Here is a 24,721-nt window from a genome sequence, read left to right as displayed (position 1 = left end):
AGGATGCAACCGCTGTCATACAACAGATAACAAAAACTCCCTTACAAGTGAACTTGCAAGGGAGTCCCGAAGAATTCCTCTATTAACAACCGCAGCCGCAACCGCCGCCATTGTTATTTCCGCAGCAGAAGAGGAGAATCAGGATGATCCAGATACAGTCATTGTCGCAACCGCAACCGTTTCCACCGCAGAATCCTCCGCCGCCACAGCCACCGCACAATAACAACAGGATGATAATCCAGATGCAGGAACAGTTGCTGCCATTTCCGATGTTAAAACCATTTCCACAGCCGCAACCGCACTGTGTAGCTGACAAATCGCTCATGAGATGCCTCCGCTAAAAATTCTTATGGTTTATACTATGCGCCTGCCTGCGAAGTGTTAAAAAAAGTTGAATGGAAGTTCGTTAAATGTTAAGATAGAGAAAATTGACAAAAGGCGACAGGATTCGATGAAGCACAAGAAGTTTGAAATCATAATGATAAAAAATACATTGGCGATGATGCTCCCTATCATGGTCTTATTGCTTGTACTCATTTTTGTGGGGGTGCGTTATTCGCTGTTCCATGTGGTGCAATGTTATGAGCTTACGAAGATTGAGCCGATTGAGGATCAGATTGCGCAGCTATATTCAGATGGCACTACAAGTGTCCGGTACAATGCGGAGAATCTGTATTACACGGGATATAATTATCTGGTGGAAAACAAAATCAAGGGTGCCTATTATTATTGCTTTGAAGATGATCATATGGTGTTTCTGCTTATTAAAACAAAACAGCCACAAAACAGTATTGATAAGCGGACAGTGAAGGGACGTATCGTAAAGGACGAGGTAGTTACAGATCATATCATAGCCGGATTGTCAAAAAATGGAGAGGTTCCGATGAACATTTTAGATGGATTCTATGATTCTTATGTCATCAGTGAACCGGATTTCCCATATGTGTATACGGGGATTGCGTATATTATTGTTGCGGCGTTGTCGATGCTGTATGTCTTTGTGCTGGCATATGTTGTCCGGTTGTGGATGCGGCCATACAAGAATCCGCAGGCAAAGAAGCTGCGTGCCTATGGGCGTAGAAGTGCTGTGATCGAACAGCTCAATACAGAATTACGCGATAAATTATATTTTCATTATCATGGAATCTATGTGACAGATAATTTTCTGGTTGCAACATATTGGTTCCATACGGACGTAATCCGCCTCGATGATGTGCGGTATCTGTCCAAGAATCGGGTGGAGGAAAGGGGTGGTAGAGAATTGTACCGGCTGACCTTGTCAGAACCGGAGACGGATTTGTTTTATGAAATTGATTTTAGAGAAGAAGAGTTGATTGACGCGTGCGTGGATGCGATTCGGGGATAATGATGTAGATGATGGAGGATGGAACGCATGAATATAGTTTTGGAAATCATTATTTTTAATGTCGTGGTATTTACGATCTGCGGAATCAATATGGCAAAAAAAGGAAGACTTGGATTGATACAAGAGTATCCAAAAGCAATACAGAATCGATGCAGAGAGCTTGGACTGATCGAGGAAAGCTCTGGCAAGTTGATGAAAAAGGCAACGATCGGTAAGATTGGATTTTTTATCGGATACATAGTTTTGCAGACGGTATTGGCGTATTATATCGGAGGAGCACGCACGTTTTTCACAGGCTGGCTGCACGGTTATCTCATGTGGGTGGCAGAAATGTGGTTTGATGCACTGGTTGTGGACTGCCTCTGGTTTTGCCATAGCAAGAAAATGGTAATTCCGGGAACCGAGGATATGGTCGATGCTTATCACGATTACTGGCATCATATCAAATATGCGGTGATCGGAATGTTTACGCAGGCGGTGATCGCCCTGCCGGTAGGACTTTTCGTGATGTTGTTAGGGAAGTAATGGGATGTAAAACAAATGAAATTTGTGCAATAGGTAAATTATTATTTACCTATTGCATGTAGCTGTGTATTGCTGTAAAATTATTAAGAGTTTGAAATTTTCAAGAAGGAGTGCAGGGAATGTATCGTATAAAAGCTAACAAAGAAATACGTGTAAATGCGGTATCCTGCATGATCCCGAACCTCAAAATAGAACGTTTGTTCATCGGGGGGGGTACTGCTCAGCAGGAAAATTGTTGAAGCAGAGATAGAGAAATTCGAATCTCGCAAATTCATTTCCAGTTCGGAGAACTCACAGAATCGATATAACTATATAAAGAACATGAAAGTAGTCGGGCAGAGATGCGTGGCTTTTTTTCGTGCGCAAAAATGGGGACTGTTGTAACGTAACAGGAATGCAAAAAGCAGATTTGTATGTGGTAAATATTCGAAAAGTGATGACTCTGTGACGAAAATCGGAAAGAAGAAAAAATAAGTGTATGATTTACACGGAAAGAGAGGACAAGGGATGAGAAGAACAAAAAGATTTGCCAACTTCGCGCTCGCCGCATGTATGGGCGTGAGTCTGCTTGTCAACGTGCCGGCAGGAACCGTGTCTGCGGCAGAACCGACAGCCGAAGTTGTAGCAGAGGGAGCGACAGAAAGTGAAACGGTGGAAACCAGCAGTGAGGATGCGACAGCAACGGATGCGGGAAGCGGAGTAGCGGAAGAAACTTCGCTGGAGCAGGCAGAAGAAGTCGTGGCAACTGGTGCCGAGACGAGTGAAGCAGATTTTGAGTGGAATGGAACGAGGATTACAAAGTATATTGGTACAAGTACTGAGGTTGTAATTCCGGGTAGGTGTACAGAGATTGGGGAGAATGCGTTCCAAAGTAATTGGACTATAGAAACAGTTGTAATTCCGAAAAGTGTTACAAAAATAGGAAAGAGAGCGTTTGCTGATAGCAGACTTTTGAAAAATATTGTAATTCCTGACAGCGTAAAAGAGATTGGAGAAGGCGCATTTGCCATAACAAGTCTGAAAAGTGTTAAGATTCCGGAAGGCGTAACAACGATAGAAGATGGCTTATTTTCGTCATGTTTTGCACTGACCAGTGTCACAATACCAGACAGTGTGGTAACAATCGGTGATGCGGCATTCTATGAGTGCGTTTTGTTAGAAAACATTGTTATACCAGATGGAGTAACGACAATTGGAAAATCTACATTTGAAAGCTGTCGCGGATTGAAAAGCATAAAAGTTGCGGATGGAAATACAATATATGACAGCCGGGAAGGTTGTAATGCAATTATAGAAAAAGCAACGAATACGTTGATTTATGGCTGTAAAAATACAATGATACCGAATAGCGTGACAAAAATAGGGGATGGTGCATTTCATGAATGTACAAAATTAACAAGTATTACTATCCCGGATGCTGTAAAAGAAATAGCAGATGATGCATTTAGCTATTGCTACAACTTAAAAATCATCCGTGGTTATACAGGTTCCTGTGCAGAAACTTACGCAAAGAAATATGGTTACACATTTGAAGATGTCCAAGGGAAAATTACTACCTCCTACCGCACCCATGTTCAGTCCTTCGGCTGGCAGGCGCCTGTGACAAATGGTACTATGAGTGGTACAAGCGGCAAGGCAAAGAGACTTGAAGGAATCGAGATCTCCGTGAGCGGAAATGCAAATCTCGGCATCCAGTATTCTACGCACTGCCAGACATACGGCTGGCTTCCATGGTCCGCAAATGGGGAGATGAACGGAACAACCGGTGAGGCAAAGCGTCTCGAAGCAATCAAGATTCAGTTGACCGGTGCAGATAAGGACAAGTACGATGTATATTATCGTGTGCATGCACAGTCTTACGGCTGGCTTGGCTGGGCGAAGAATGGTGAGCCATCTGGAACAGCCGGTTATGCAAAACGGCTCGAAGGAATTCAGATTGTAGTTGTAAAGAAGAATGAAAAGGCACCGGGACTTGATTATGCGAGGGTGAATGCATCGAAGGGTGTGCATGATTCCCGTGCATATATAGCAAAGACAAACGGCGCAATCACAATTCCGGGATCAACCGACAGCACAAATATTATGTACAAGACACATGTACAGAGCTTCGGCTGGCAAAACTGGGTATTGAATGGTACGATGAGTGGAACATCCGGCAAGGCAAAGAGACTCGAAGGAATCAACATCAAGCTTTCCAATGCAGCGTATGCAGGTGGAATCCAGTATCGTACCCACGTCCAGACTTATGGCTGGGAGAAGGAATGGAAAAAAGATGGCGCGATGAGTGGAACAAGCGGAGAAGCAAAGCGACTGGAAGCAATCCAGATCAAGCTTTACGGCGAGATGGCAAATCGCTTTGATGTATATTATCGTGTGCATGCGCAGTCTTACGGCTGGCTTGGCTGGGCGAAGAACGGAGAAGAAGCCGGAACTGCCGGATTTGCGAAGCGTCTGGAGGGAATCCAGATCGTGCTTGTACCGAAGGGTGGCACAGCACCAGCGAACAACTATAAAAATATTCAGTCTGTGAATACAAAGGCTTATATCAAGAAGTAATAATCATATAATTGAAGAATAAAAAATGTGGAAGGTGTACTTCATTATCGAAGTACACCTTCCGTTCTTTCTTTGTATGACGTTTTGAAACTAAGAAAAGTATTTGTTGATTTAGGATAATTATTGATTATTCAAAATCTCGTCTAATTTCTCCTGTGTAATCTGGAGATGATCGATGATCCAATCATCGGATTTACCAACTTCAAGATAAGCAAGAACTTTGCCTTCGATTTTGCCCTCAGACAGTCCCTCCTGTCTGCCAATTTCTTTTAATTGTACCAGTGCCTCACACATATTTACATCCTCCTTTTCCAATTCCTGTTTTGGTATATTCATGTTACACGCCTCACTTATAATGCCTGCCGTCAGTGAATCCAGATGCGACAGGTCGTTTTTATTTTGATTTACATAGTTGTTCATATCCTGCCAGTTTGTCGATGCCTTGATTACCCCAAGTATATGCCGGAGTGGCGATTTCATACGCGCAAGCTGCTTGCTTGTAACGCTTTCTGGTTGAAGAATTGCTGTGCGGTAGTCCGGCACATATGCAAGTAGTGTTTCAGGTACTCCATCCAGATTAAACATTTCGTGAAGTGTTTTAGGGGCATCCCAAGTTCCTTTTCCTAAGTATACAACGACTGTGAGAACGGGGGTAAATGTTTCGCCCTTTTTTATCCCTGACAGAAACTCATTTCTTGATTTGAGCAGGTGATTCTCCCGGTTGTATTTTTGCCTGGCAGATAATTGCCTGGACAAATTAAGAGCATCGTATTCAAAGTTCCGAATCGGCATTGCATAATGTATATGCGATTGGATTTCTGCGCCTACAATGATGCGCACTTCCAATTTCCCGTTTTGTGTTTGAAGCATACGTAGGACATCACGGTATTTCTGATTGCTGAATGCTTCTGCTTTTCTTTGCGTTTTGTCCGTTTTTTCTTCACTTTCGGTTATGCTCACAAAATCATCATCGAAGATTGTGTGTTCTTCCGTTGGATCAAGCGGCGATAAATCCTGTGCGCGGATCATTGACTCACCATCGAAGAACAGCACATTCATTGTGTCGGCAAAGACGAGGTCGTTCTCGTATAATTCCTTTGTCATGTCGTCAAGTTTTCCCATATGTAATTCCTCCTTTTCTGCCGTGCATTTGATGTGTGGTGGAGGAAAAAATAGAAAGAACCTGAGAGTACAAAGGTTATAATTAAAGATATTTTACCACATAAATCAAATACAACAAGCGATACATAATAAAATAATTGGGATTTTTCGTGATATAAGAGCTATATCACTGGTTATCAGATGAAATCTGACACCGCCACAACATCAAGTTGCGTGTTATCAACAAATGCATGCTATCATACTTGTTGTGGGGGTGTAAAGGGGTGAATTATAATTTACTTGAATCCGTTGCTGATTTCGGGGTTGACACAACTGTTTATTGTGCTAAAATGTTTTTTTGATAGGTGCATTTGCGGAATGAATGATGATGCGCCTGCAGGAACATAATAAGCAGAAAGACGTTGAAGGTGCAACAAGGATTTTCAAGACCTGACAGAGAGACGGGGTCATGGCTGCAAGCCCTGTTCAGTAGAGGAAGATCTCATTTTCACACTGGAGTCGCGGATTTGAACATACCATTGTCGTGGTGCAGTGGAAAGTAGGATTCGTCGTGTTATGCACGTTACGCATACAATGAGAGCGACTGTCATAGTCGAATCAGGGTGGTACCGCGGATATTACTTCGTCCCTAGTCAAGGGCGAAGTTTTTTTGTTGCCTTTTATGACTGGTTAGAAACACATATCAGATGATTGCAGTTCCAATATGTGGATTGAGTGATTCGTAATTACCAATTCTAAAGCAGACCGTTGAAGCACGCTGGTACTTAATGAACGACGGATTTATCGTCGTGAATTTAGTACCACTGCGTGATGAACCGAGCGAGAGCGTGTCTGCGTAGAAATGGTAATTATGAATCGCTCGTATGATGTGTTTCTGGTTTGCAATCATCTGAAATTGGTATAACATGGAGGAAAACAGGAAATGAAAGAAAAGTTGCAAAGCATCAAAGAACAGGCACTTTCCAAGATCGCCGAGGCACAGGATATCAACCTCTTGAATGATATCAAGGTGTCGATCCTTGGTAAGAAGGGTGAATTAACCCAGGTATTGAAGAGTATGAAGGATGTGGCTCCGGAGGATCGTCCGAAGGTTGGACAGATGGTAAATGAGACACGTGCAAACATCGAGGCAAAGCTCGAGGAGAAGATGAAGTCCATCAATTCTGCTATGCGTGCAGAGAAGATGAAGCGTGAGACAATCGATGTTACACTTCCGGGTGTGAAGAAGATCGACGGACACAGACATCCAAACCAGATCGCGCTTGAAGATCTGGAGCGTGTATTTATCGGTATGGGATATGAGATCGTATCTGGACCGGAAATCGAATATGACAAATACAACTTTGAGCTTTTGAATATCCCTGCAAACCATCCGGCAAAGGATGAGCAGGATACATTCTATATCACAAAGGACATTCTGCTTCGTACGCAGACATCACCGGTACAGGCAAGAATCATGGAGCAGGGCAAGCTGCCAATCCGTATTCTGTCACCGGGACGTGTATTCCGTTCTGACGAAGTAGATGCAACTCATTCACCATCTTTCCATCAGGTTGAGGGACTGGTTGTTGACAAGGGAATCACAATGGCAGATCTGAAGGGAACACTCGATCAGTTCGCGAAGGAATTCTTCGGTGAGAAGACAAAGACGAAGTTCCGTCCGCACCATTTCCCATTTACAGAGCCTTCTGCAGAGGTAGATATCACATGCTTCAAGTGTGGCGGCAAGGGCTGTCGTGTATGTAAGGGCAGTGGCTGGATTGAGATTCTTGGTTGTGGTATGGTACATCCACACGTATTGGAAATGTGTGGCATTGATCCGGAAGAGTATTCAGGATTCGCATTTGGTATCGGACTGGAGCGTATCACACTTCTGAAGTACGAGATCGATGATATGCGTCTCTTGTACGAAAACGACACAAGATTTTTGAATCAGTTCTAAGATGGAGGTAAGAAGATGAATACACCGATTTCATGGTTAAAAGTATATGTTCCTGATTTAGACGTGGACGTACAGGATTTCGTAGATGCGATGACACTGTCCGGTTCCCATGTAGAAGGATACGAGAAAAAAGATAAGAACTTAGAGAAGATAGTAGTTGGTAAGATCGAGAAGATCGAGAAGCACCCGGATGCAGATAAGCTCATTATCTGTCAGGTAAATATCGGTGCCGGGACGATCCAGATTGTGACAGGTGCCCCCAATGTAAAGGAAGGCGACCTCGTACCGGTTGTCTTAGATGGTGGTAAGGTTGCAGGCGGACATGATGGCGAGCCACTTCCGGAGGACGGCATCAAGATCAAGAAGGGCAAGCTTCGTGGTATTGAGAGTGATGGTATGATGTGCTCCATCGAAGAGCTTGGTTCATCCAGAGATCTGTACCCGGAAGCACCAGAGTATGGTATTTACATTTTCGGGGAAGAGTCAGGCGTAAAGCCGGGCGACGATGCGATCGCAGCACTTGGTCTGCATGATTCTGTTGTAGAGTACGAGATCACATCGAACCGTGTCGATTGTTTCTCGATGATCGGTATGGCAAGAGAGGCTGCAGCAACATTTGACAAGGAATTCCATGAGCCGGAGATCAAAGTACAGGGCAGCGGCGGTGATGTGAATGATTACATTACGGTAGATGTACAGGCGCCGGATCTGTGCCCGCGTTACACAGCCAGAGTTGTGACAGATTTGAAGATCGGTCCTTCACCAAAATGGATGCGTGAGAGACTGGCTTCCCAGGGAATCCGTTCCATCAACAATCTGGTTGATATCACAAACTATGTTATGGAAGAGTACGGTCAGCCAATGCACGCGTATGACTTAGATACGATCGCAGGCAAGAAAATCGTTGTAAAACGTGCCAATGACGGTGATACATTTGTGACACTCGACGGACAGGAACGTAAGATGGACAAGGATGTTCTGATGATCTGTGATGGCGAGAAGGAAATCGGTATTGCCGGTATCATGGGTGGCGAAAATTCCATGGTTACGGATGACATCAAGACATTGCTGTTCGAGGCAGCCTGCTTCGACGGTACGAATATCCGTCTGACAACAAAGCGAATCGGTCTTGCGACAGATGCAGCCGCAAAATTCGTGAAGGGACTTGATCCAAACTTGGCAGAACAGGCAATCAATCGTGCCTGCCAGTTGATCGAGGAGCTTGGCTGTGGTAAGGTCGTGGACGGTATGGTGGATGTATATCCAAACCCGGTCAAGGAGGTTGTACTTCCGTTTGAGCCTGAGAAGATGAACAAGCTGCTCGGAACAGACATTTCTTCTGATGTTATGCTTTCCATCTTCAAGAAGCTGGAGCTTCGTTATGACGAGAAGACAAATATGCTGACAATCCCTACTTTCCGTCAGGATCTGAAATGTATGGCAGATCTTGCAGAGGAAGTAGCACGTTTCTATGGCTATGCAAATATTCCGACGACTCTGCCACACGGCGAGTCCACTGCAGGTAAGAAGAGCTATGCAGAGCGTGTAAATGATATCGTAAGAAATATTGTCGAGGGCGATGGTTTCTCTGGAGCTATGCATTATTCGTTCGAGAGTCCGAAGGTATTTGACAAGCTGCTCATCCCACAGGATTCCGTATATAGAAAGGCAATCCAGATCATGAACCCACTTGGCGAGGACTTCTCTATCATGAGAACGCTTCCGTTAAATGGTATGCTGACATCCCTTTCTACAAACTATAACCGTAGAAATAAACATGCGAGACTGTATGAGCTTGCAAATGTATATCTGCCGAAGGCACTTCCGTTGACAGAGCTTCCAGATGAGCGTATGATGCTGACACTTGGTATGTTCGGCGAGGGCGATTTCTTCGATCTGAAGGGTGTGATTGAAGAGCTGACAGAGAAGCTTGGATTTGCAAAGGAAGTAAGCTACGAGCCAACATCTGAGCATCCATTCTTACATCCGGGACGTCAGGCAAATATCACGAAAGGCAAGCTTTCGGTTGGTTATCTCGGACAGCTTCATCCAGAGGTTGTTGAAAACTATGGCATGAAGAAGGAAGTCTATGTCGCAGTTCTGGATATGCAGACAGTTACAATGCTTACGACATTTGACAGAAAGTACGAAGGTATCGCGAAGTTCCCAAGCGTTACACGAGATCTGGCACTGGTTGTAGATAAGAGTGTATTTGTTGGCGAAATCGAGAAGGTCATCAAGAAGTGTGGAGGCAAGATGTTAGAGAGCTATAAGCTGTTCGACGTTTACGAGGGCGCACAGGTGGCACCGGGTAAGAAGTCTGTTGCGTACTCTCTCGTATTCCGTGACAAGACAAAGACTTTGACGGATGCGGATGTTAATCCAGTCGTAGAGAAGCTTCTTGCAGAGCTTTCGAAGATGGGCATCGAGATCCGTGCATAATAGCATAGTTCTGCGTGCAGAATTTTATGGAGCAGATAAATATGAACGAAATGAAATTAAGTGATTTTAATTATGAATTGCCACAGGAGCTGATCGCACAGGATCCGCTCCTGAAGCGAAGCGATTCCCGGCTTATGGTGTTGAACCGTGCGACTGGAGGAATCGAACACCGACATTTCTCGGATGTGATCGAATACTTAAATCCGGGTGATTGTCTGGTTATCAATGATACAAAGGTCATTCCAGCCAGACTGATTGGCGTCAAGGAAGATACAGGGGCATCCATTGAGGTGCTGCTGTTGAAGCGCCACGATGATAAGGTCTGGGAGACGCTGGTAAAGCCGGGGAAAAAGGCACGTGTAGGTGCGCGTATTTCCTTTGGTGAAGGCAAATTGGTCGGCGAGGTTATCGACATTGTTGAAGAGGGCAATCGTCTGATCCGTTTTGAATACGAAGGAATTTTTGAGGAAGTGTTGGATGAGCTTGGACAGATGCCGCTTCCACCGTATATTACACACCGTCTGGAGGACAAGGATCGTTATCAGACGGTCTATGCAACACATACCGGTTCGGCAGCAGCACCGACGGCAGGCTTGCATTTTACGAAGGAACTTCTGGCGCAGATCAAAGAGAAGGGCATCAAGATTGCAAGAGTGACCTTGCATGTCGGACTTGGTACGTTCCGTCCGGTGAAGGTGGAGAATATTTTAGAACATCATATGCATAGTGAGTTCTATGTGATTGATGAGGAAGCTGCCAATACGATCAATGAGACGAAGGCAAATGGTGGCAAGATCGTATCGGTTGGTACAACGAGCACGCGTACGCTCGAGACGGTTGCAGATGAGAACGGACATGTGCGTGCCTGCAGTGGATGGACGGATATCTTTATCTATCCGGGATATAAATTCAAGGTGGTTGACCGCCTGATTACGAATTTCCACTTGCCGGAATCCACATTGTTGATGCTGGTTTCTGCATTGTATGACCGCGAGAAGATTCTTGAAGCATATAAGATTGCGGTTGAGGAGAAGTACAGATTCTTCTCATTTGGAGATGCTATGTTGATTTTATAAAATTGGAGAATGGCGTTGATAAGAAAATAGAATACGATATATGATGGTATAATCGTATAAAGATTAACAAAGAAATGGAGGAAAAAGTTATGAGTCGTTTGAAGCAGGCAGTGAAGATGCTACGGTATAACTTTTCCTCCATTGCTTTTTTTGAGATAGTTTACCGGGTATTGTCATTGGCAATTCTGACACCGGCAATGTATGGACTGCTGAATGTGTCAATGGATATCGCAGGCGTTTCGTATCTGTCATCCGGAACGATCTACCGGTATATGCGGTCGCCGATTACCTATGTGGCATTCCTGCTGATTTTGATTCTGATCGCATTTTTCCTACTGATTAATCTGTCGGGAATTATTTACAGTATGGAAGCGTCGGTGCGGCGCGAGAAGCTGAATCCGATGGATATTTTGCTGCATGGAATCGGAAATGCCTGCCGGAGTCTGACACCGAAGAATCTGCTTACACTTGGTTATGTATTGTTTGTTCTGCCATTCACATATTCGCTGACATTGTCAGGCACGTTGCTCGGCTTGAAGCTGCCGGAATTTTTGACACATTTTCTGAAGAATTATAAGTTCGGAGTGATGGGGGGGCTTGCCATCTACCTTGTGCTCTGTCTGACCTTCTTCAAAGAAATTTTTACGCTCAACTATTTTGTCCTGTATAAGGTCAATTATAAGCAGGCACGCCGTATGAGTAAACAGGCGATGAAACGGCATGTATTACTTATGATGATCGGTGTCATTTCATTAAATCTGGCGATTGCCGTCATTGCGGTGCTGCTGGAAGGTGCATTTGCAGCGGGAATCTCGAAGGTTGTACTTAACCTGATTCCGAACAAAACGGTTGTGACAGTGATTGATACAATCTTCCGTGTCGCGACGGTGATTCTTTATGTGTTGATTGTCATAGTTGCAACGCCGCTGATTCATGCATATATCTGCGCACATTTCTATGAACGTGAAGGCGATATGGATTATGAGGAGTTCAAGAAACTCCATGTAAATAAGATTCAGGAGCGGGAGGAGAAGATTCTTCTGAGCCGTTCACGGAAGAAGCAGCGTACATTTTTGGCTTCTATTGTTGCGTTCGGTCTGATACTGAATGGCTGTTATGTGTATCTGTCAACCAACAATTACATGTCCTTTCGTATTGCATATCCGACGAATGCATCGGTGACAGCGCATCGCGGGGATGCCGGAAATGCACCGGAGAATACAATGCCTGCATTTGAAAAGGCAGTGGAAGCAGGTGCGGATATTATTGAGTTGGATGTACGACAGACGGCGGATGGCGTGTATGTAATCATGCATGATGAAAGTCTGAACCGGACCGCGAATGTCAAGCGTAAGGTCGGTGAAGTGGATTATGATTATATCAGCAAGCTGGATGTCGGAAGCTCCTATGACCGGTCGTATGATGGCACGCGGATTCCGACGTTGGAGGAAGTGCTGATTTTTGCCAAGGAAAATGATGTATTCTTGAATATTGAGTTAAAACCGGCAGATACTGATCAGAATTATGTGCAGGGCATTGTGGATCTGTTGCATGAATATGATTTTGTGAATCAGTGCATGCTTGGCTCACAGAGTGTCGCGGCGTTACGCGAGGCAAAGGAACTGGATCCGGATATCTCAACGCTCTATATCATGACGATGGCATTTGGCGATTTCGCAGGCATGCAGGGAATCGATGGATTCAGCATCAAACATACGTATATTAGTAACAACATGGTAAGTCGGATTCACGCAAAGGGAAAGAAGATTTACGCATGGACGGTAAACAATGAGTCGGACATCAAGGATCTGTTGCTACTGGATGTGGACGGAATCATCACGGACGATCCTGCCAATACAAAGGAAGTTATATCCAACGCAAATGATTCCATCATTGAAGATTGGATGAAACGGTTGATCTATAAATACTAGATTGAAAGTAAAAACAGATTGATTGGAAATGAAAAGGCTGCCAGATGTGGCAGCCTTTTTTGCTATGGTGACGTGAAAAATGCAGTGATCAGATCAGCTAAAGCGGTGTAGTCATCCTTGTGCATCAGCTCGCTCGCAGAGTGCATGGCAAGAACCGGAATACCGATATCGCACGCGCGCATTGGCAGGTAGGAGGATACGATCGGACCAAGAGTCTGCCCGCCCGGCATGCCGGAACGGTTGACGGTGCGCTGCAGGGCAATTCCATTTGTGTTGCACAGGTCAATGATGCAGGCACCAGATTCACTGTCACATACATAACGTTGACTGGCACTTGATTTCAGGACAGCACCGTTTCCGAGCAGAACTGTATTGGTAATGTCGGATTTCTCGCTGTAATTTGGATGTGTGGCATGTGCGACGTCCACGGACAGATAAAATCCATCTTCAATCAGTGAAAGCTGGCTGCTTGCAGCCAGGCGTTTTATGATATCGGAGAGTAATGTGCTGTCAGCTCCCTGCTTGGAGCGGCTTCCGATTTCTTCATTATCAAAAAGTGCGCCGATGCAAAGTGTATCGGAAGGCTCTGCGCTTGCCAGTCCTTCTAGGATGGCACAGACCGAAGAGATATTGTCGATACGTGGACTTGTCACAAATGCATCATTCATACCGACGGTCGTTGGTGCATCGCAGATGTACAGGTACAGATCGAAGTCTAAAATATCATCTGGAGAGATGTTTAGTTTTTCTGCCACATAAGAAAGCAGAAAATGGGAATCTGCTGCGGGCGCGACCATATCTACAATCGGAATCAGTTCCTTCTGTACATCCAGTTCTCCTTCTTTGCCGCCACGTTTCAGATGCGGAGCAAGGTTCGGGATGATAGCAACCGGTTTTTGGGAATCGAATAGACGGACTTCCGGGTGGAAGCTTGTGTCGCCCTTGAGGATAACTTTTCCTGCGAGTCCGAGCGGACGGTCAAACCATGTTTCCTTGATAAGTCCACCGTATGGTTCCACGTTTATTTGCAGATATCCCAGCTTTTTTAATTCCGGGTTCGGCTTTACCTTGAGCATCGGGAAATCCGTATGGGCGCAGGCGATGCGCACCTGTGTGCTCTGTGCGCCTTTGACGAACGGAATCACGATCGAAGAAAATGGGGCAAGGTAGTATCTGCCAGCGGCGAGCTCGGTGAGATTTTCCCGGTCGGATATCTGTGTGAAGTTATGCGCATCTAAATATTCTTTAGCAAGGGCGGCAACATGGAATTGGGTTTTGCCGTTCTGTAAGAAACGCAATAAAGTTTTCATGTGATGATCTCCTTTCGAAATCGTGTGGTTCATTTATGTAGTATAGAGAGTTCCTAGTGAGATTGCAAGGCTGGGAGGAAACTTTTGTTGGCGAAATGGGCGTAGAGAGGAAATTTCTGGGAAGAAAACCCACGCGGTGGGCGTGGGGAGCAGCAGAGAGCAGGAAAAGCCCAAGTATAGCTTGTGCATATGGAATAAGGAACGTATAATGGATGTAGTATTATATATGCAACATAAGATAAAACAGATTAGTGAAGAACATGCAATGAACATGGATAAGAACATGCAGTGAATATGGAGAGAAACAAGCAGTGAAAAAGATTATAATAACGCTGAAATATATGGTAGCTAGTTTGCTCATCGCGCTTTCGTTCGCGGGATGTGTAGCCGGGCAACCCGCCGCGGATGATTCGACCACGGCTGCCATAGAAGCGCAGGATATAACGGAGAATCCTGACACGCGAGATAAAGACTCGCAGCCAGATGCACAATCGGAGAATGGGCTTCCGCGTGCAATCCAGACGGGAACTCCAGTTTCGCTTGCTGACATTCCGGCTTACGACGGAACGTCGTATATCCAGCTTGAGAATAATATGCCGGATTTTACAGAGGAAGAAAAGAAGAGTACGGAAGCGTTTGAACGATATAGTGATCTGGATTCGCTTGGACGCTGCGGGCAGGCGTATGCGAATATCTGCCCGGAATTACAGCCGACGGAAGAACGGGGCACAATCGGAAATGTTCGTCCAAGCGGCTGGCACACGGTGAAGTATAATGATCTGATCGACGGGAATTATCTCTACAATCGCTGCCATCTGATTGCGTACTGTCTTGCCGGTGAAAATGCAAATGAGAAGAACCTGATTACCGGGACAAGATACCTGAATGTGGATGGGATGCTTCCATTTGAGGAAAAGGTAGATGCATATGTAAATGAGACTGGAAATCATGTGCTGTACCGGGTGACACCGATTTTTGAAGGGGATAATCTGGTTGCTTCCGGCGTGGAGATGGAAGGATGGTCTGTCGAGGATGAGGGAGCTGGAATTTGTTTTCATGTGTACTGCTATAATGTACAGCCGGGAATTGGGATCAACTATGCGGATGGAACAAGCTGGGAATCTGAAATACAGGAACAAACACCGAATTCAGAACTAATGGGGGACAATAAAAATGAAACGGCACAGACCTATATTTTGAACACAAACACGAAGAAGATTCATCGTCCGACTTGTTCGAGTGTCAGCCAGATGAAGGAGAAAAACAAGCAGATCTATGAGGGAACGGTGGAGGAGTTAGAGGACATGGGATATACCCCGTGTAAGAAATGTAATCCGTGATTGTAATCAGGCTTCCTATATGTGCATCGAGGCAAAATAACACGTAAAATAATATGCAAACAATCCGCGGATGTGTGTAAAACAATCCATAAATCGGTTGTTGCTGGAAATGAGCCGTGTTATAATGATGTAGATTTTTATGGCGAGACGTTCAGACTTGAAAATGGAAACAAAAACTGTGTACGGATGCAGGATTTGAAAAGACTTAAATATGCGTATTACATAATATTAGACATACAGAAAGAGAGAAAATTATGAAATTATCAAGAGTTCATGGACTCTCCGGCGAAGTGACAGTACCAGGAGACAAGTCCATTTCCCACAGAAGTATTATGCTTGGCTCGATTGCGAAGGGCAACACGGAGGTAGAGGGATTCCTGCAAGGGGCTGACTGCCTGTCGTCGATTGCCTGCTTTCGTAAGATGGGTGTCGAGATCGAGAATAACGGAGACAAAGTATTGGTACATGGTCGTGGCCTGAGAGGCTTGAAAGCACCGGATTCGATTCTGGATGTTGGAAACAGCGGAACGACAACACGTCTGATGTCGGGAATCCTTGCGGCACAGCCATTTGTATCAACGGTCAATGGCGATGCGTCGATTCAGAAACGTCCGATGAAGCGGATTATCACGCCGCTTTCCCAGATGGGTGCAGATATTCGGAGCTTACGCGGAAATGACTGTACACCACTTGAGATTCATGGAACGAATTTGCATGGCATACATTATGATTCGCCGGTGGCTTCGGCACAGGTCAAATCAGCGATTCTGCTTGCAGGACTTTATGCGGATGGCGAGACATCTGTGACAGAACCAGAAGTAAGTCGGAACCATACGGAGCTGATGTTTGAAGAATTCGGCGTGGATATCCGTACAGAAGGAAAGAGCGTGTATGTAAAACCAGCAGACGAGCTGTATGCAAAGAAAGTAATTGTGCCTGGTGACATTTCTTCGGCAACATATTTTCTGGTAGCGGCTGCGATTACACCGAACAGCTGTGTAACGGTGAAAAATGTAGGCATCAATCCGACACGAGATGGTATCCTGCGTGTGCTTTCGGATATGGGAGCGGATGTGACAGTTGAGAAGACATCTGGCGAGATCGGAGAGCCGACTGCTGATGTGACAGTTCGCACCTCGGATCTGAAAGGCTGTGTTGTTGGCGGAGAAGTGATTCCAACTCTGATTGACGAGATCCCGGCGATTGCGATTCTTGCCTGCTTTGCAGATGGTGAGACAATCATCAAAGATGCGGCAGAATTGAAGGTAAAAGAATCCAACCGGATTGATGTGATGGTAGATAATCTGAAGAAGATGGGCGCAGATATCGAGGCGACCGAAGATGGTATGATCATCCGCGGTGGCAGACCGCTTCACGGCGCAGTGATCGACAGCCATTTGGATCACCGGGTTGCGATGAGCTTTGCGGTTGCTGCAATGAATGCAGAGGGCGAGACAGAAATCACCGGCGCTGAATGCGTGGATATTTCGTACCCGGGATTTTATGAAGACATGCGCAAGCTGGTGAAACTGTAGACCGGACAGCAAAATAGACAGATAGATCAAGTGTGCAAAGCCAATACATAACATGGATTTACGCTTTGCAACCAAAATAAAAAGTTCGATGAAACATGAATCGTCTCATCGAACTTTTTATTTCCCGGATTCTCAGCAATTACTCCGCGTCAGCATCTTCAGCCTTTGCTTCTTCTACAGGCTCCTCAGCAGCTGCTTCCTCTGACTTCTCGGAATCATCTGGATTGATCGTCACGTAATCACGGTTTGCATCTTCCATCTCAAGATCGAGATCATCTGCAAACAGATCATCCTCTTCGATATCATCCTCGTTATCAAAGATCTTTGGCATTTTGTCCTTGATTGTTGTCTTTACTTTGTTGATCTTTTCATCAACGTTGTTATCCTGATATACCTTAGATTCTCTGATCTTGTCCTTGAATGCATAGCACAGACCACCAACTGCGGCTGCGGCAACTGAAAATTTTACGACACCTTTAAAAAACTTACCCATGTCTGAATCTCCTTTTCCATAATTATCTATATTTTACCACGATTATATAAAGACTATTCTAATACATGCAATAATAAAAAGCAAATGAAAATCTGTGGTTCACAGAAAGTTTAGAATTATTTCTTTGCCTTGCACTGTGGGATATGGTAGACTAGATTGTAGTAAAAAGACCGGAGGGTAATATAAAATGAAGAATTTAAAAGAATCCGAGAAGAATTTCCTTACCTGTGCGATTTTGATTGCGCTTGTTGGAATAGCATTGGTTTTCTTAGACCAAACTACATTAGGAATCCTGAGCATCATTGCGGCAGGCGTGTTTGTAGCAATCTTTTTCAAGATGGTAATCACGAGAAAAAAAGAGGAAAAAGAGGAAGAAAAAAGGCATGATGACAGTAAGTGAGAATCGAAAGCAGTTTGAACAGTGGACGCTGGATTATCAGAACCAAAAGGAACGGGCGGACCGGTTATTCAGCCGGATTTCCACGTTTCGTATCCTGACATTTTTAATCGGTGCGGCTGGCTTGATCGTCGGAATTACCGAAAAAGAAAAATCATATGCAACGCTTCTGGTGATCGCCGGTGTGTTGTTCCTGCTCGGCTTTGTAGCACTTGTGAAATGGCACAGTGTTGTAGCGGAACGACAGGAGTCGCTGACGGAGAAATGGGAGGTCTGCCGGCGTTATTGCAATCGTTTTACCGATGGATGGCGGAAGTTTGAAGAGAAAGGAACTGTGTATCTGCGCGAGGACGATTGTGTTGCCGCAGATATTGATTTGCTTGGAGAGAATTCTCTGTATCAGATGATTTCTGTCTGTCATACAGAGAAGGGAAAACAGACATTTGCAGACCATCTCACAACGCGGTATATTGAGGAAGCGGAGCGGGAGCAGCGACATGCTGCAATCAAAGAGCTTTCGGGGAAACCGGAATTTGCCGTAGAGTTTGAGACAGCCGGACGCAGGATGGAAGCGGAAAAAGAAAAGTTTGACGCGGAAGCGTTTGAAGATTTCTGCGGGGACGTGGCACAGGGCAAGCTCCCGGCATTTGCACATGTATTGCGTTTTTTGTTGCCGGTTTGTGAGATTGCGAGTCTGGTATTGTTCCTGACTGGCACGATTTCCTATGGATATCCACTTGCTGGATTTCTGGCATTGCTTGTCATTTCGTGGCTGACCAAGTTCATGACGGACGGTATCATTCAGCCGGTTTATTATGCAAGTACCGTGAGCGGAGAATACGAAGTGATGCTCTCCTTGGTCGCAGAACAGGCATTTCAGAGCGAAGTCCTTGCCAGGATGCAGCAGCGCGCAGGCGGGGCGACCGGAGCGGTCCGGGCATATCATAAGCTAAAAGCAATCAGCCAAGCATATAATATTTCCTTCAATCCATTGGTACACCAGATCTTATGTGGACTTCTTTTGTGGGACTATCAGCTTGCAGCGGTCGTTTCCCGGTGGAAGAAAACATATGGAACGCAGGTTGCCGGATGCTCGGATATGATTGCGGAGCTGGAAGATCTGATGAGCTTTTCTGTGCTGGGAATGGTACGGGAGACTGGAGAAGGGCAGATTGATTATACGGAGACAGAGGTGCATCTGGAGGGAACGAATCTGTATCACCCATTGCTGTTGCCAGATCAGGCACAGGGCAACGATGTAACACTTGGCTCTGGTATCACGATTATCACGGGATCAAATATGTCTGGAAAGACAACCTTTTTAAGAACGGTTGCCATCAATCTGGTACTTGCTTATCTTGGTGCACCAGTCTGTGCAGAAACATTGAAGGCATCTTATATGCGCATCTTTACATCTATGCGGGTAAAGGACGATGTGGCGCATGGTATCTCCACCTTCTATGCGGAGATTCTACGCATCAAGGAGATGGCTGTCTACCGCAAAGAGGAAAAACCAATGCTCTGTCTGATCGATGAGATCTTCAAGGGGACCAATTCCGCAGATCGTATCGTCGGCGCGAAGGAGGTTATCACGAAGCTCGCAGGCAGCCGTTGCATGACGGTTGTTTCTACACATGATTTTGAGCTTTGCAGCATTACAGATAAGAACCAGACACCGGCGGTAAACTATCATTTTCAGGAATATTATGAGGGAGATGAGCTGCGGTTTGACTATAAGATCCGCGATGGCAGATGTACAACGACAAATGCGCGGGCAATCCTTCGGATGGCAGGCTTTGAGGTCTGATGATTTGTGAAATATTGTACAATTTTGATAAAAAATAGGCTTCCATTTGTCGAAAACGCTTTGTCAATTATGCACAATGCCAATTATGAATTATTGACAAAGCGAAGGTTGACTTTGCCTCGTATTTTGTTATAAAATCGAAGTAGTGAAATTTAATTACAAGGGGGTATATGGCAATGGCATTACCAGCAAATATTACCGCAGGATCAGACAGCAATGTCCTTACAATTGCGGCATCAAATAACAAAGGACTGTTGATTCGTTTCCTGAATGAGCAGGTAGAAGATGGATTTTATGCATTGGTTATTGACTATTTAAAGGATAGTAATTTTGACCTCAAGAATATGATGGTTGATGACGATGTAAAGACACAGTGTACAAAGCTTTACGAGTTGGGTGAGTTCGTAGACACCAACATCAAGGCGACAGGACGTTATGAGATTGAAGAGTGGATTGAACCATTGTTCAAGTTTGTATATGGCGATATCGATCCGTTGGATGTGGATGCTCCAATCAGCACATCCGGTATTTATCGTTACAGCATCTGGCTGATCTATCTGTATCAGAGAGAGTGCTTCGGTGATGCGATGCGTCTGATCGGTGAGCGTATTGCACCATTGCTGATCAATCTGAGCTATCAGATTTTAGAGGATGATGACAGACCGAAGAACTTTGATAAGGCAATTATGGGTTATCTCGATCTGATCAACGTTATCATGGAGATGGGACTTCCGGCAGACAATGCAAATTCGGATGCATATATGAACAATCTGGAAGTATTGTTTGATTATGTAGTAGAAGACCCACATGTAGGAAATGATTATAAGATTCAGTTCTCAATCGGACTGTTCAACGCATATATTCACAACAAGGAATACAGCAAGGCATTTGAGTTTTATGGATTGAATGCAGAGTATATTCCAATCGACAATATGTCAGTCTATGAGAGCTTCAAGGAATTGATCCGCAACACGAATTCGGCAGCCGATACAACCGTGCTGAGCAGAAGTGTGATCAATGCAATCTCTAAGCAGGAGATCTACAACAAGCGTATTGATACACTGATCGCAGAGGTATCTTCCTTTGTAAGAAAGGTATATCTCTATATCGAGAACGAGCCAAATATGAAGAAAAATCTGCAGATTCTTGGCGCAGGTGCTTCCTTAAGTGACAAGCACAATATCTTCGAAGGCTTGTACGAGTATAACCTGGTGTTCTATGAGTGTGGAATCAAGGATCTGGTAAATCAGGACAATTCCAACAAGTCATGGGAAGAAAAGTACGAGATTCTCGATTTACTCTATACAACGTTGAATGTTATCTTTGATGGCTACAATGTATATGAGATCTCAAACAAGATTGAGCATCAGTATGTAGAGCTTACATGGATTGGAAATTATGTTAACGCGAATCCTTCTCTGCTCAAGCTGTTCTTCAGTGTAAAGGAGAAGATTAAGGCGTTTAAGGTTCGTAAGAATTCTATCCTTGAGAAGTCTAAGACAAACTACGAGATCAAGCAGATGATTGATGATCGCCAGAAGGCACTCGTATTTATGACAGCAGAGGATATGATCTGCAACGGTTTGAACAGTGGTAGAATCAATATTATTAATAATAACTATGATCCAAAGGTAGCTGAAAAGCAGTTGATTAAGACCTACGCAGAGATTGTAGTTCCTGCAAAGTACAAGAAGGCAGAGGCACCACAGTCTGGCGGTAAGTTCTTCGGTAAGAATTCTGGGCCTGCGATGGATCCAGATCTGCAGAAGCTGTTGTCTGACACAAAGATAGAGGAGATGCTCCTGAAGTCTGAGTGGCTGTGGAACCAGTATGAGGACAAGGGAAATGATCAGCAGACACCAGAGGAAGCTACATACAGTGTTGTATGCCTGATCAAGGTAGTAGAAAAGCTCCTTGACAGAAAGGGTGGAAGCTCTTCGCGTTCAGAATCCTCTCCGAACAAGAAGGTTATCATCACAAAGACTGGTAAGGTTATCGAATTATCTGATGAGGGTGCACAGACACAGAACAATAATACAACACTTCAGCCAACCGTGATCGAGAACCTGAACAACATCATCGTGACATTGAAGGACAAGTCCGATGCAAATGTAAAGTATGTACAGGCGTATGTAAATGACTGGTTGAATTCTGTTGTAGATGCGAAGCTGGATAAGAACTCTATGCTGCAGTTATATGAAGCAGAAGAGCTTCGTAACAAGACATTGACGGTGATCAAGAAGCTTCGTGCAGATCTTTTATAATCAGACCACAAAAAAACCTTTATTATAAAGTGGGAGGTATCTTACGGATACCTCCTAATTTTATTCTGAATACCTGCACAGAACAGGAGTCAATCGAACATGGCAGAGAAGAGACAACGAATCAATGTGAATATTTATCGTGCCAGCCACAACGCGGAGGAAAGTCAGTATATATTCGACGTGGAGGAGGAACTGAAAAAGCTTCCGAAAAGTCCGGGTGTCTATATCATGCACAGCAAGAATGATGATATCCTCTATGTGGGAAAGGCAGTGAGTCTGCACAGCCGGGTGCGGCAGTATTTTCAGACCGGACATGGACACGGAGGATCTGCAAAGATTGCCAAAATGGTGTCGCAGATCGCGTATTTTGAATATATCGTGACAAGCTCTGAGATGGAAGCACTTGTGCTGGAATGCAATCTGATCAAAGAGTACCGCCCGAAGTATAACACGATGATGACGGATGACAAAGGTTATCCGTATATCCGCGTGACGGTGGAGGAAGCTTTCCCACGGTTTTTATACAGCCATTCTATGAAGCGGGATCATTCCAAATATTTCGGACCATACACCAATGCACGGGCAGTCAAGGATATCCTGGAATTGATCAATAAGCTCTATCATCTGCGTACATGCAACCGCAGACTGCCGCAGGATATCGGCAAGGATCGCCCATGCCTGTATTACCAGATCGGGCAGTGTAAGGCACCTTGCAATGGGAAGATCAGTCAGGAGGATTACGGCAGACAGGTGCAGGCGGCGTTGTCGTTCCTGAATGGAAATTACAAGGAGATATTGACGGAACTTCAGGAGCAGATGCGGGCGCAGGCGGAAGAAATGGAGTTTGAGAAAGCGGCTGAGACGCGGGATCTGATCGAGAGTATCCGGCATATCGAGGATAAGCAGCAGATGAATAAGGCGTCTGGTGAAGATCGGGATGTTATCGCGTGTGCATCGAACGACAAGGATATTGTCGTGACCGTATTCTTCGTGCGGGATGGTAAACTGCTTGGACGGGAAAATCATCATATGAATGGCAACAGCAAGGAACGGTTGTCAGAGGTGCTGGCGGCATTTATCAAGCAGTTTTATTCGGGGACACCGTATCTGCCGAGAGAGATTCTGGTTCCGGAAGTGCCGGAGGAACAGCAAATCTTAGAGGCGTATTTGAGTGAACGGCGCGAATCGAAGGTGCAGATTGTTGTGCCGCAGAAGGGAGACAAGAAAAAGATCTTGGATCTGGCGGCAGAAAATGCGAGATTGGTACTAGCGCAGGATATGGAACGTGTGAAGCGGCAGGAGAAGCGGACAATCGGAGCGGCAAATGAGATTGCGGAGCTTCTTGGAATTCCGTCGGCGAACCGGATGGAGGCGTTTGATATCTCCAATATCTCTGGCGTATTGTCAGTGGCGTCGATGGTTGTGTTTGAACAGGGAAAGCCGAAGAAGAATGCGTATCGTAAATTCCGGCTGCGGACGGTAACGGGTCCGGATGATTATGCATCCATGAAGGAAGTGCTGTCGAGACGATTCACAGATGAGAAGATGGATGTTTTGCCAGATGTCATTATGATGGATGGTGGTAAAGGACAGGTAAACGTTGCATTGATGGTATTGGATAGCCTGGGGCTTGACATTCCAGTGTGTGGTATGGTAAAAGATGATAACCACAGAACAAGAGGCTTGTATTATAATAATGTGGAAGTGAAGTTCCCGAAGGGCAGTGAAGCGATGTTGATGGTGACGGCACTGCAGGATGAAGCGCACCGCTTCGCGATAGAATATCACCGGCAGCTCCGCAGCAAAAATCAGGTACATTCCGTGCTCGATGAGATACCGGGGGTAGGTGAGAATCGGCGGAAGCAGCTGCTTAAATATTTCGGTGAGATACGGAAGATCAGGGAAGCGACAATCAGCGAGCTTGCAGAAGTGCCGGGAATTCCAGAGTCCATTGCGAAGAATGTGTATGAATTTTTTCATGCGGAATAAACTGTCTAACCGGTATTAGAAAACAGACGAATAAAGACTTAGGAGAACACGATATGTTTCAGAGATTTTTTCCAAACGAATATTACGACAGCACCTATCATATTGATTTTCAGGCATTCTATGACAAAGGATACCGCGCGGTGCTGTTCGATGTTGACAATACACTGGTGGAACATGATGCACCTGCCAATGCGCGTGCAAAGGCATTGATACAGAAATTAAAGGATATGGGATATGGTGTCTGCTTCGTGTCAAATAACGATGAGGAACGTGTAAAATCCTTCAATGAACAGGTTGGAGCAACTTATGTATATAAGGCAGGAAAACCGTCAGCCAGAGGATATGTGCAGGCAATGCAGAAGCTTGGTACTGACCGGACGAATACGTTGTTTGTCGGAGACCAGATCTTTACTGATATCTGGGGTGCAAACAATGCGCAACTTTACAGCATCTTAGTACAGCCGATTGCAAAGCACGAGGAGATTCAGATTGTGTTAAAACGAATCCCGGAAAAATGGGTGCTGCACAGCTATCTGAAGAAACATACATTGCAGACAGGAAAGTAAAAAAGAAAACACACGAAAAAGAAAAAGACGCGGAAAGCGTCTTTTTCTTTGGGTTAAAAT

Annotated in this window: 18 protein-coding genes and 1 other annotated feature; of the genes, 14 read left to right on the top strand and 4 right to left on the bottom strand. The window is 44.9% G+C overall.

Going from position 1 to position 24,721, the window contains the following annotated elements; genetic code table 11:
- Positions 1-82 precede the first annotated feature (82 nt).
- Positions 83-325 (bottom strand): hypothetical protein, encoded by a 243-nt coding sequence (locus H9Q76_RS11680; protein ID WP_021986210.1) that lies wholly within the window; start codon positions 323-325, stop codon positions 83-85.
- 126 nt (positions 326-451) lie between these two features.
- On the opposite strand from H9Q76_RS11680, the gene H9Q76_RS11675 reads away from it, so the two are divergent.
- From H9Q76_RS11675 to H9Q76_RS11665, 3 genes are all read left to right on the top strand, one after another.
- Complete coding sequence (locus H9Q76_RS11675) at positions 452-1,366, top strand: hypothetical protein (RefSeq protein ID WP_118546208.1); 915 nt, start codon at positions 452-454, stop codon at positions 1,364-1,366.
- Positions 1,367-1,393: 27 nt separating this feature from the next.
- Positions 1,394-1,891: a hypothetical protein gene (locus tag H9Q76_RS11670; protein WP_243029295.1), complete on the top strand. Its 498-nt coding sequence runs from the start codon at positions 1,394-1,396 to the stop codon at positions 1,889-1,891.
- 507 nt (positions 1,892-2,398) lie between these two features.
- Positions 2,399-4,447 (top strand): leucine-rich repeat protein, encoded by a 2,049-nt coding sequence (locus tag H9Q76_RS11665; RefSeq protein WP_249321145.1) that lies wholly within the window; start codon positions 2,399-2,401, stop codon positions 4,445-4,447.
- 120 nt (positions 4,448-4,567) lie between these two features.
- Here H9Q76_RS11665 and H9Q76_RS11660 read toward each other — a convergent pair whose 3' ends face one another.
- Positions 4,568-5,569, bottom strand: a complete 1,002-nt coding sequence (locus H9Q76_RS11660; protein WP_249321143.1) for an Rpn family recombination-promoting nuclease/putative transposase — start codon at positions 5,567-5,569, stop codon at positions 4,568-4,570.
- Positions 5,570-5,961: 392 nt separating this feature from the next.
- Positions 5,962-6,202: a binding site (T-box leader), on the top strand.
- 289 nt (positions 6,203-6,491) lie between these two features.
- Here H9Q76_RS11660 and pheS point away from each other — a divergent pair.
- The 4 genes from pheS to H9Q76_RS11640 all read left to right on the top strand — a co-directional run bounded on the left by pheS (position 6,492) and on the right by H9Q76_RS11640 (position 12,960).
- Positions 6,492-7,511: a phenylalanine--tRNA ligase subunit alpha gene (gene pheS / locus H9Q76_RS11655; protein ID WP_021986206.1), complete on the top strand. Its 1,020-nt coding sequence runs from the start codon at positions 6,492-6,494 to the stop codon at positions 7,509-7,511.
- 15 nt (positions 7,512-7,526) lie between these two features.
- Entirely contained in the window at positions 7,527-9,953 is a 2,427-nt protein-coding gene (pheT, locus tag H9Q76_RS11650) for a phenylalanine--tRNA ligase subunit beta (protein WP_249321141.1), read from the top strand.
- A 50-nt stretch (positions 9,954-10,003) separates the two neighbouring features.
- Positions 10,004-11,029, top strand: coding sequence for a tRNA preQ1(34) S-adenosylmethionine ribosyltransferase-isomerase QueA (gene queA / locus H9Q76_RS11645; protein WP_118546298.1), 1,026 nt, complete (start codon positions 10,004-10,006; stop codon positions 11,027-11,029).
- Between the two features lie 89 nt (positions 11,030-11,118).
- Positions 11,119-12,960, top strand: coding sequence for a glycerophosphodiester phosphodiesterase family protein (locus H9Q76_RS11640; RefSeq protein ID WP_249321140.1), 1,842 nt, complete (start codon positions 11,119-11,121; stop codon positions 12,958-12,960).
- 62 nt (positions 12,961-13,022) lie between these two features.
- Here H9Q76_RS11640 and H9Q76_RS11635 read toward each other — a convergent pair whose 3' ends face one another.
- Positions 13,023-14,270 (bottom strand): M18 family aminopeptidase, encoded by a 1,248-nt coding sequence (locus H9Q76_RS11635; RefSeq protein WP_249321138.1) that lies wholly within the window; start codon positions 14,268-14,270, stop codon positions 13,023-13,025.
- A gap of 311 nt (positions 14,271-14,581) precedes the next feature.
- On the opposite strand from H9Q76_RS11635, the gene H9Q76_RS11630 reads away from it, so the two are divergent.
- Together H9Q76_RS11630 and aroA are read left to right on the top strand one after the other, a co-directional pair.
- Positions 14,582-15,610, top strand: coding sequence for a DNA/RNA non-specific endonuclease (locus H9Q76_RS11630; protein WP_249321137.1), 1,029 nt, complete (start codon positions 14,582-14,584; stop codon positions 15,608-15,610).
- 254 nt (positions 15,611-15,864) lie between these two features.
- On the top strand, positions 15,865-17,145 hold the full coding sequence (gene aroA / locus H9Q76_RS11625) for a 3-phosphoshikimate 1-carboxyvinyltransferase (RefSeq protein ID WP_021986200.1): 1,281 nt from the start codon (positions 15,865-15,867) through the stop codon (positions 17,143-17,145).
- A 139-nt stretch (positions 17,146-17,284) separates the two neighbouring features.
- Here aroA and H9Q76_RS11620 read toward each other — a convergent pair whose 3' ends face one another.
- Positions 17,285-17,638: a hypothetical protein gene (locus tag H9Q76_RS11620; RefSeq protein WP_021986199.1), complete on the bottom strand. Its 354-nt coding sequence runs from the start codon at positions 17,636-17,638 to the stop codon at positions 17,285-17,287.
- Between the two features lie 187 nt (positions 17,639-17,825).
- Here H9Q76_RS11620 and H9Q76_RS11615 point away from each other — a divergent pair, with 187 nt between their 5' ends.
- The 5 genes from H9Q76_RS11615 (at position 17,826) to H9Q76_RS11595 (ending at position 24,661) form a co-directional block, all read left to right on the top strand.
- On the top strand, positions 17,826-18,038 hold the full coding sequence (locus tag H9Q76_RS11615) for a hypothetical protein (protein ID WP_249321135.1): 213 nt from the start codon (positions 17,826-17,828) through the stop codon (positions 18,036-18,038).
- Positions 18,022-19,842: a MutS-related protein gene (locus H9Q76_RS11610; protein ID WP_249321133.1), complete on the top strand. Its 1,821-nt coding sequence runs from the start codon at positions 18,022-18,024 to the stop codon at positions 19,840-19,842. The genes H9Q76_RS11615 and H9Q76_RS11610 overlap by 17 nt, the downstream gene beginning before the upstream one ends.
- A 176-nt stretch (positions 19,843-20,018) precedes the next feature.
- Complete coding sequence (locus H9Q76_RS11605) at positions 20,019-22,106, top strand: hypothetical protein (RefSeq protein WP_249321131.1); 2,088 nt, start codon at positions 20,019-20,021, stop codon at positions 22,104-22,106.
- A 171-nt stretch (positions 22,107-22,277) separates the two neighbouring features.
- Positions 22,278-24,095: an excinuclease ABC subunit UvrC gene (uvrC, locus tag H9Q76_RS11600; protein ID WP_249321898.1), complete on the top strand. Its 1,818-nt coding sequence runs from the start codon at positions 22,278-22,280 to the stop codon at positions 24,093-24,095.
- Positions 24,096-24,148: 53 nt separating this feature from the next.
- Complete coding sequence (locus tag H9Q76_RS11595; protein ID WP_021986194.1) at positions 24,149-24,661, top strand: YqeG family HAD IIIA-type phosphatase; 513 nt, start codon at positions 24,149-24,151, stop codon at positions 24,659-24,661.
- Positions 24,662-24,721 lie beyond the last annotated feature (60 nt).

The sequence above is a fragment of the Wujia chipingensis genome (genome assembly GCF_014337155.1).
Taxonomy (GTDB): domain Bacteria; phylum Bacillota; class Clostridia; order Lachnospirales; family Lachnospiraceae; genus Coprococcus_C; species Coprococcus_C hominis.
The sequence above is the reverse complement of the archived record's forward strand: the minus strand, read 5'-3'. Positions and strand labels throughout refer to the sequence as shown.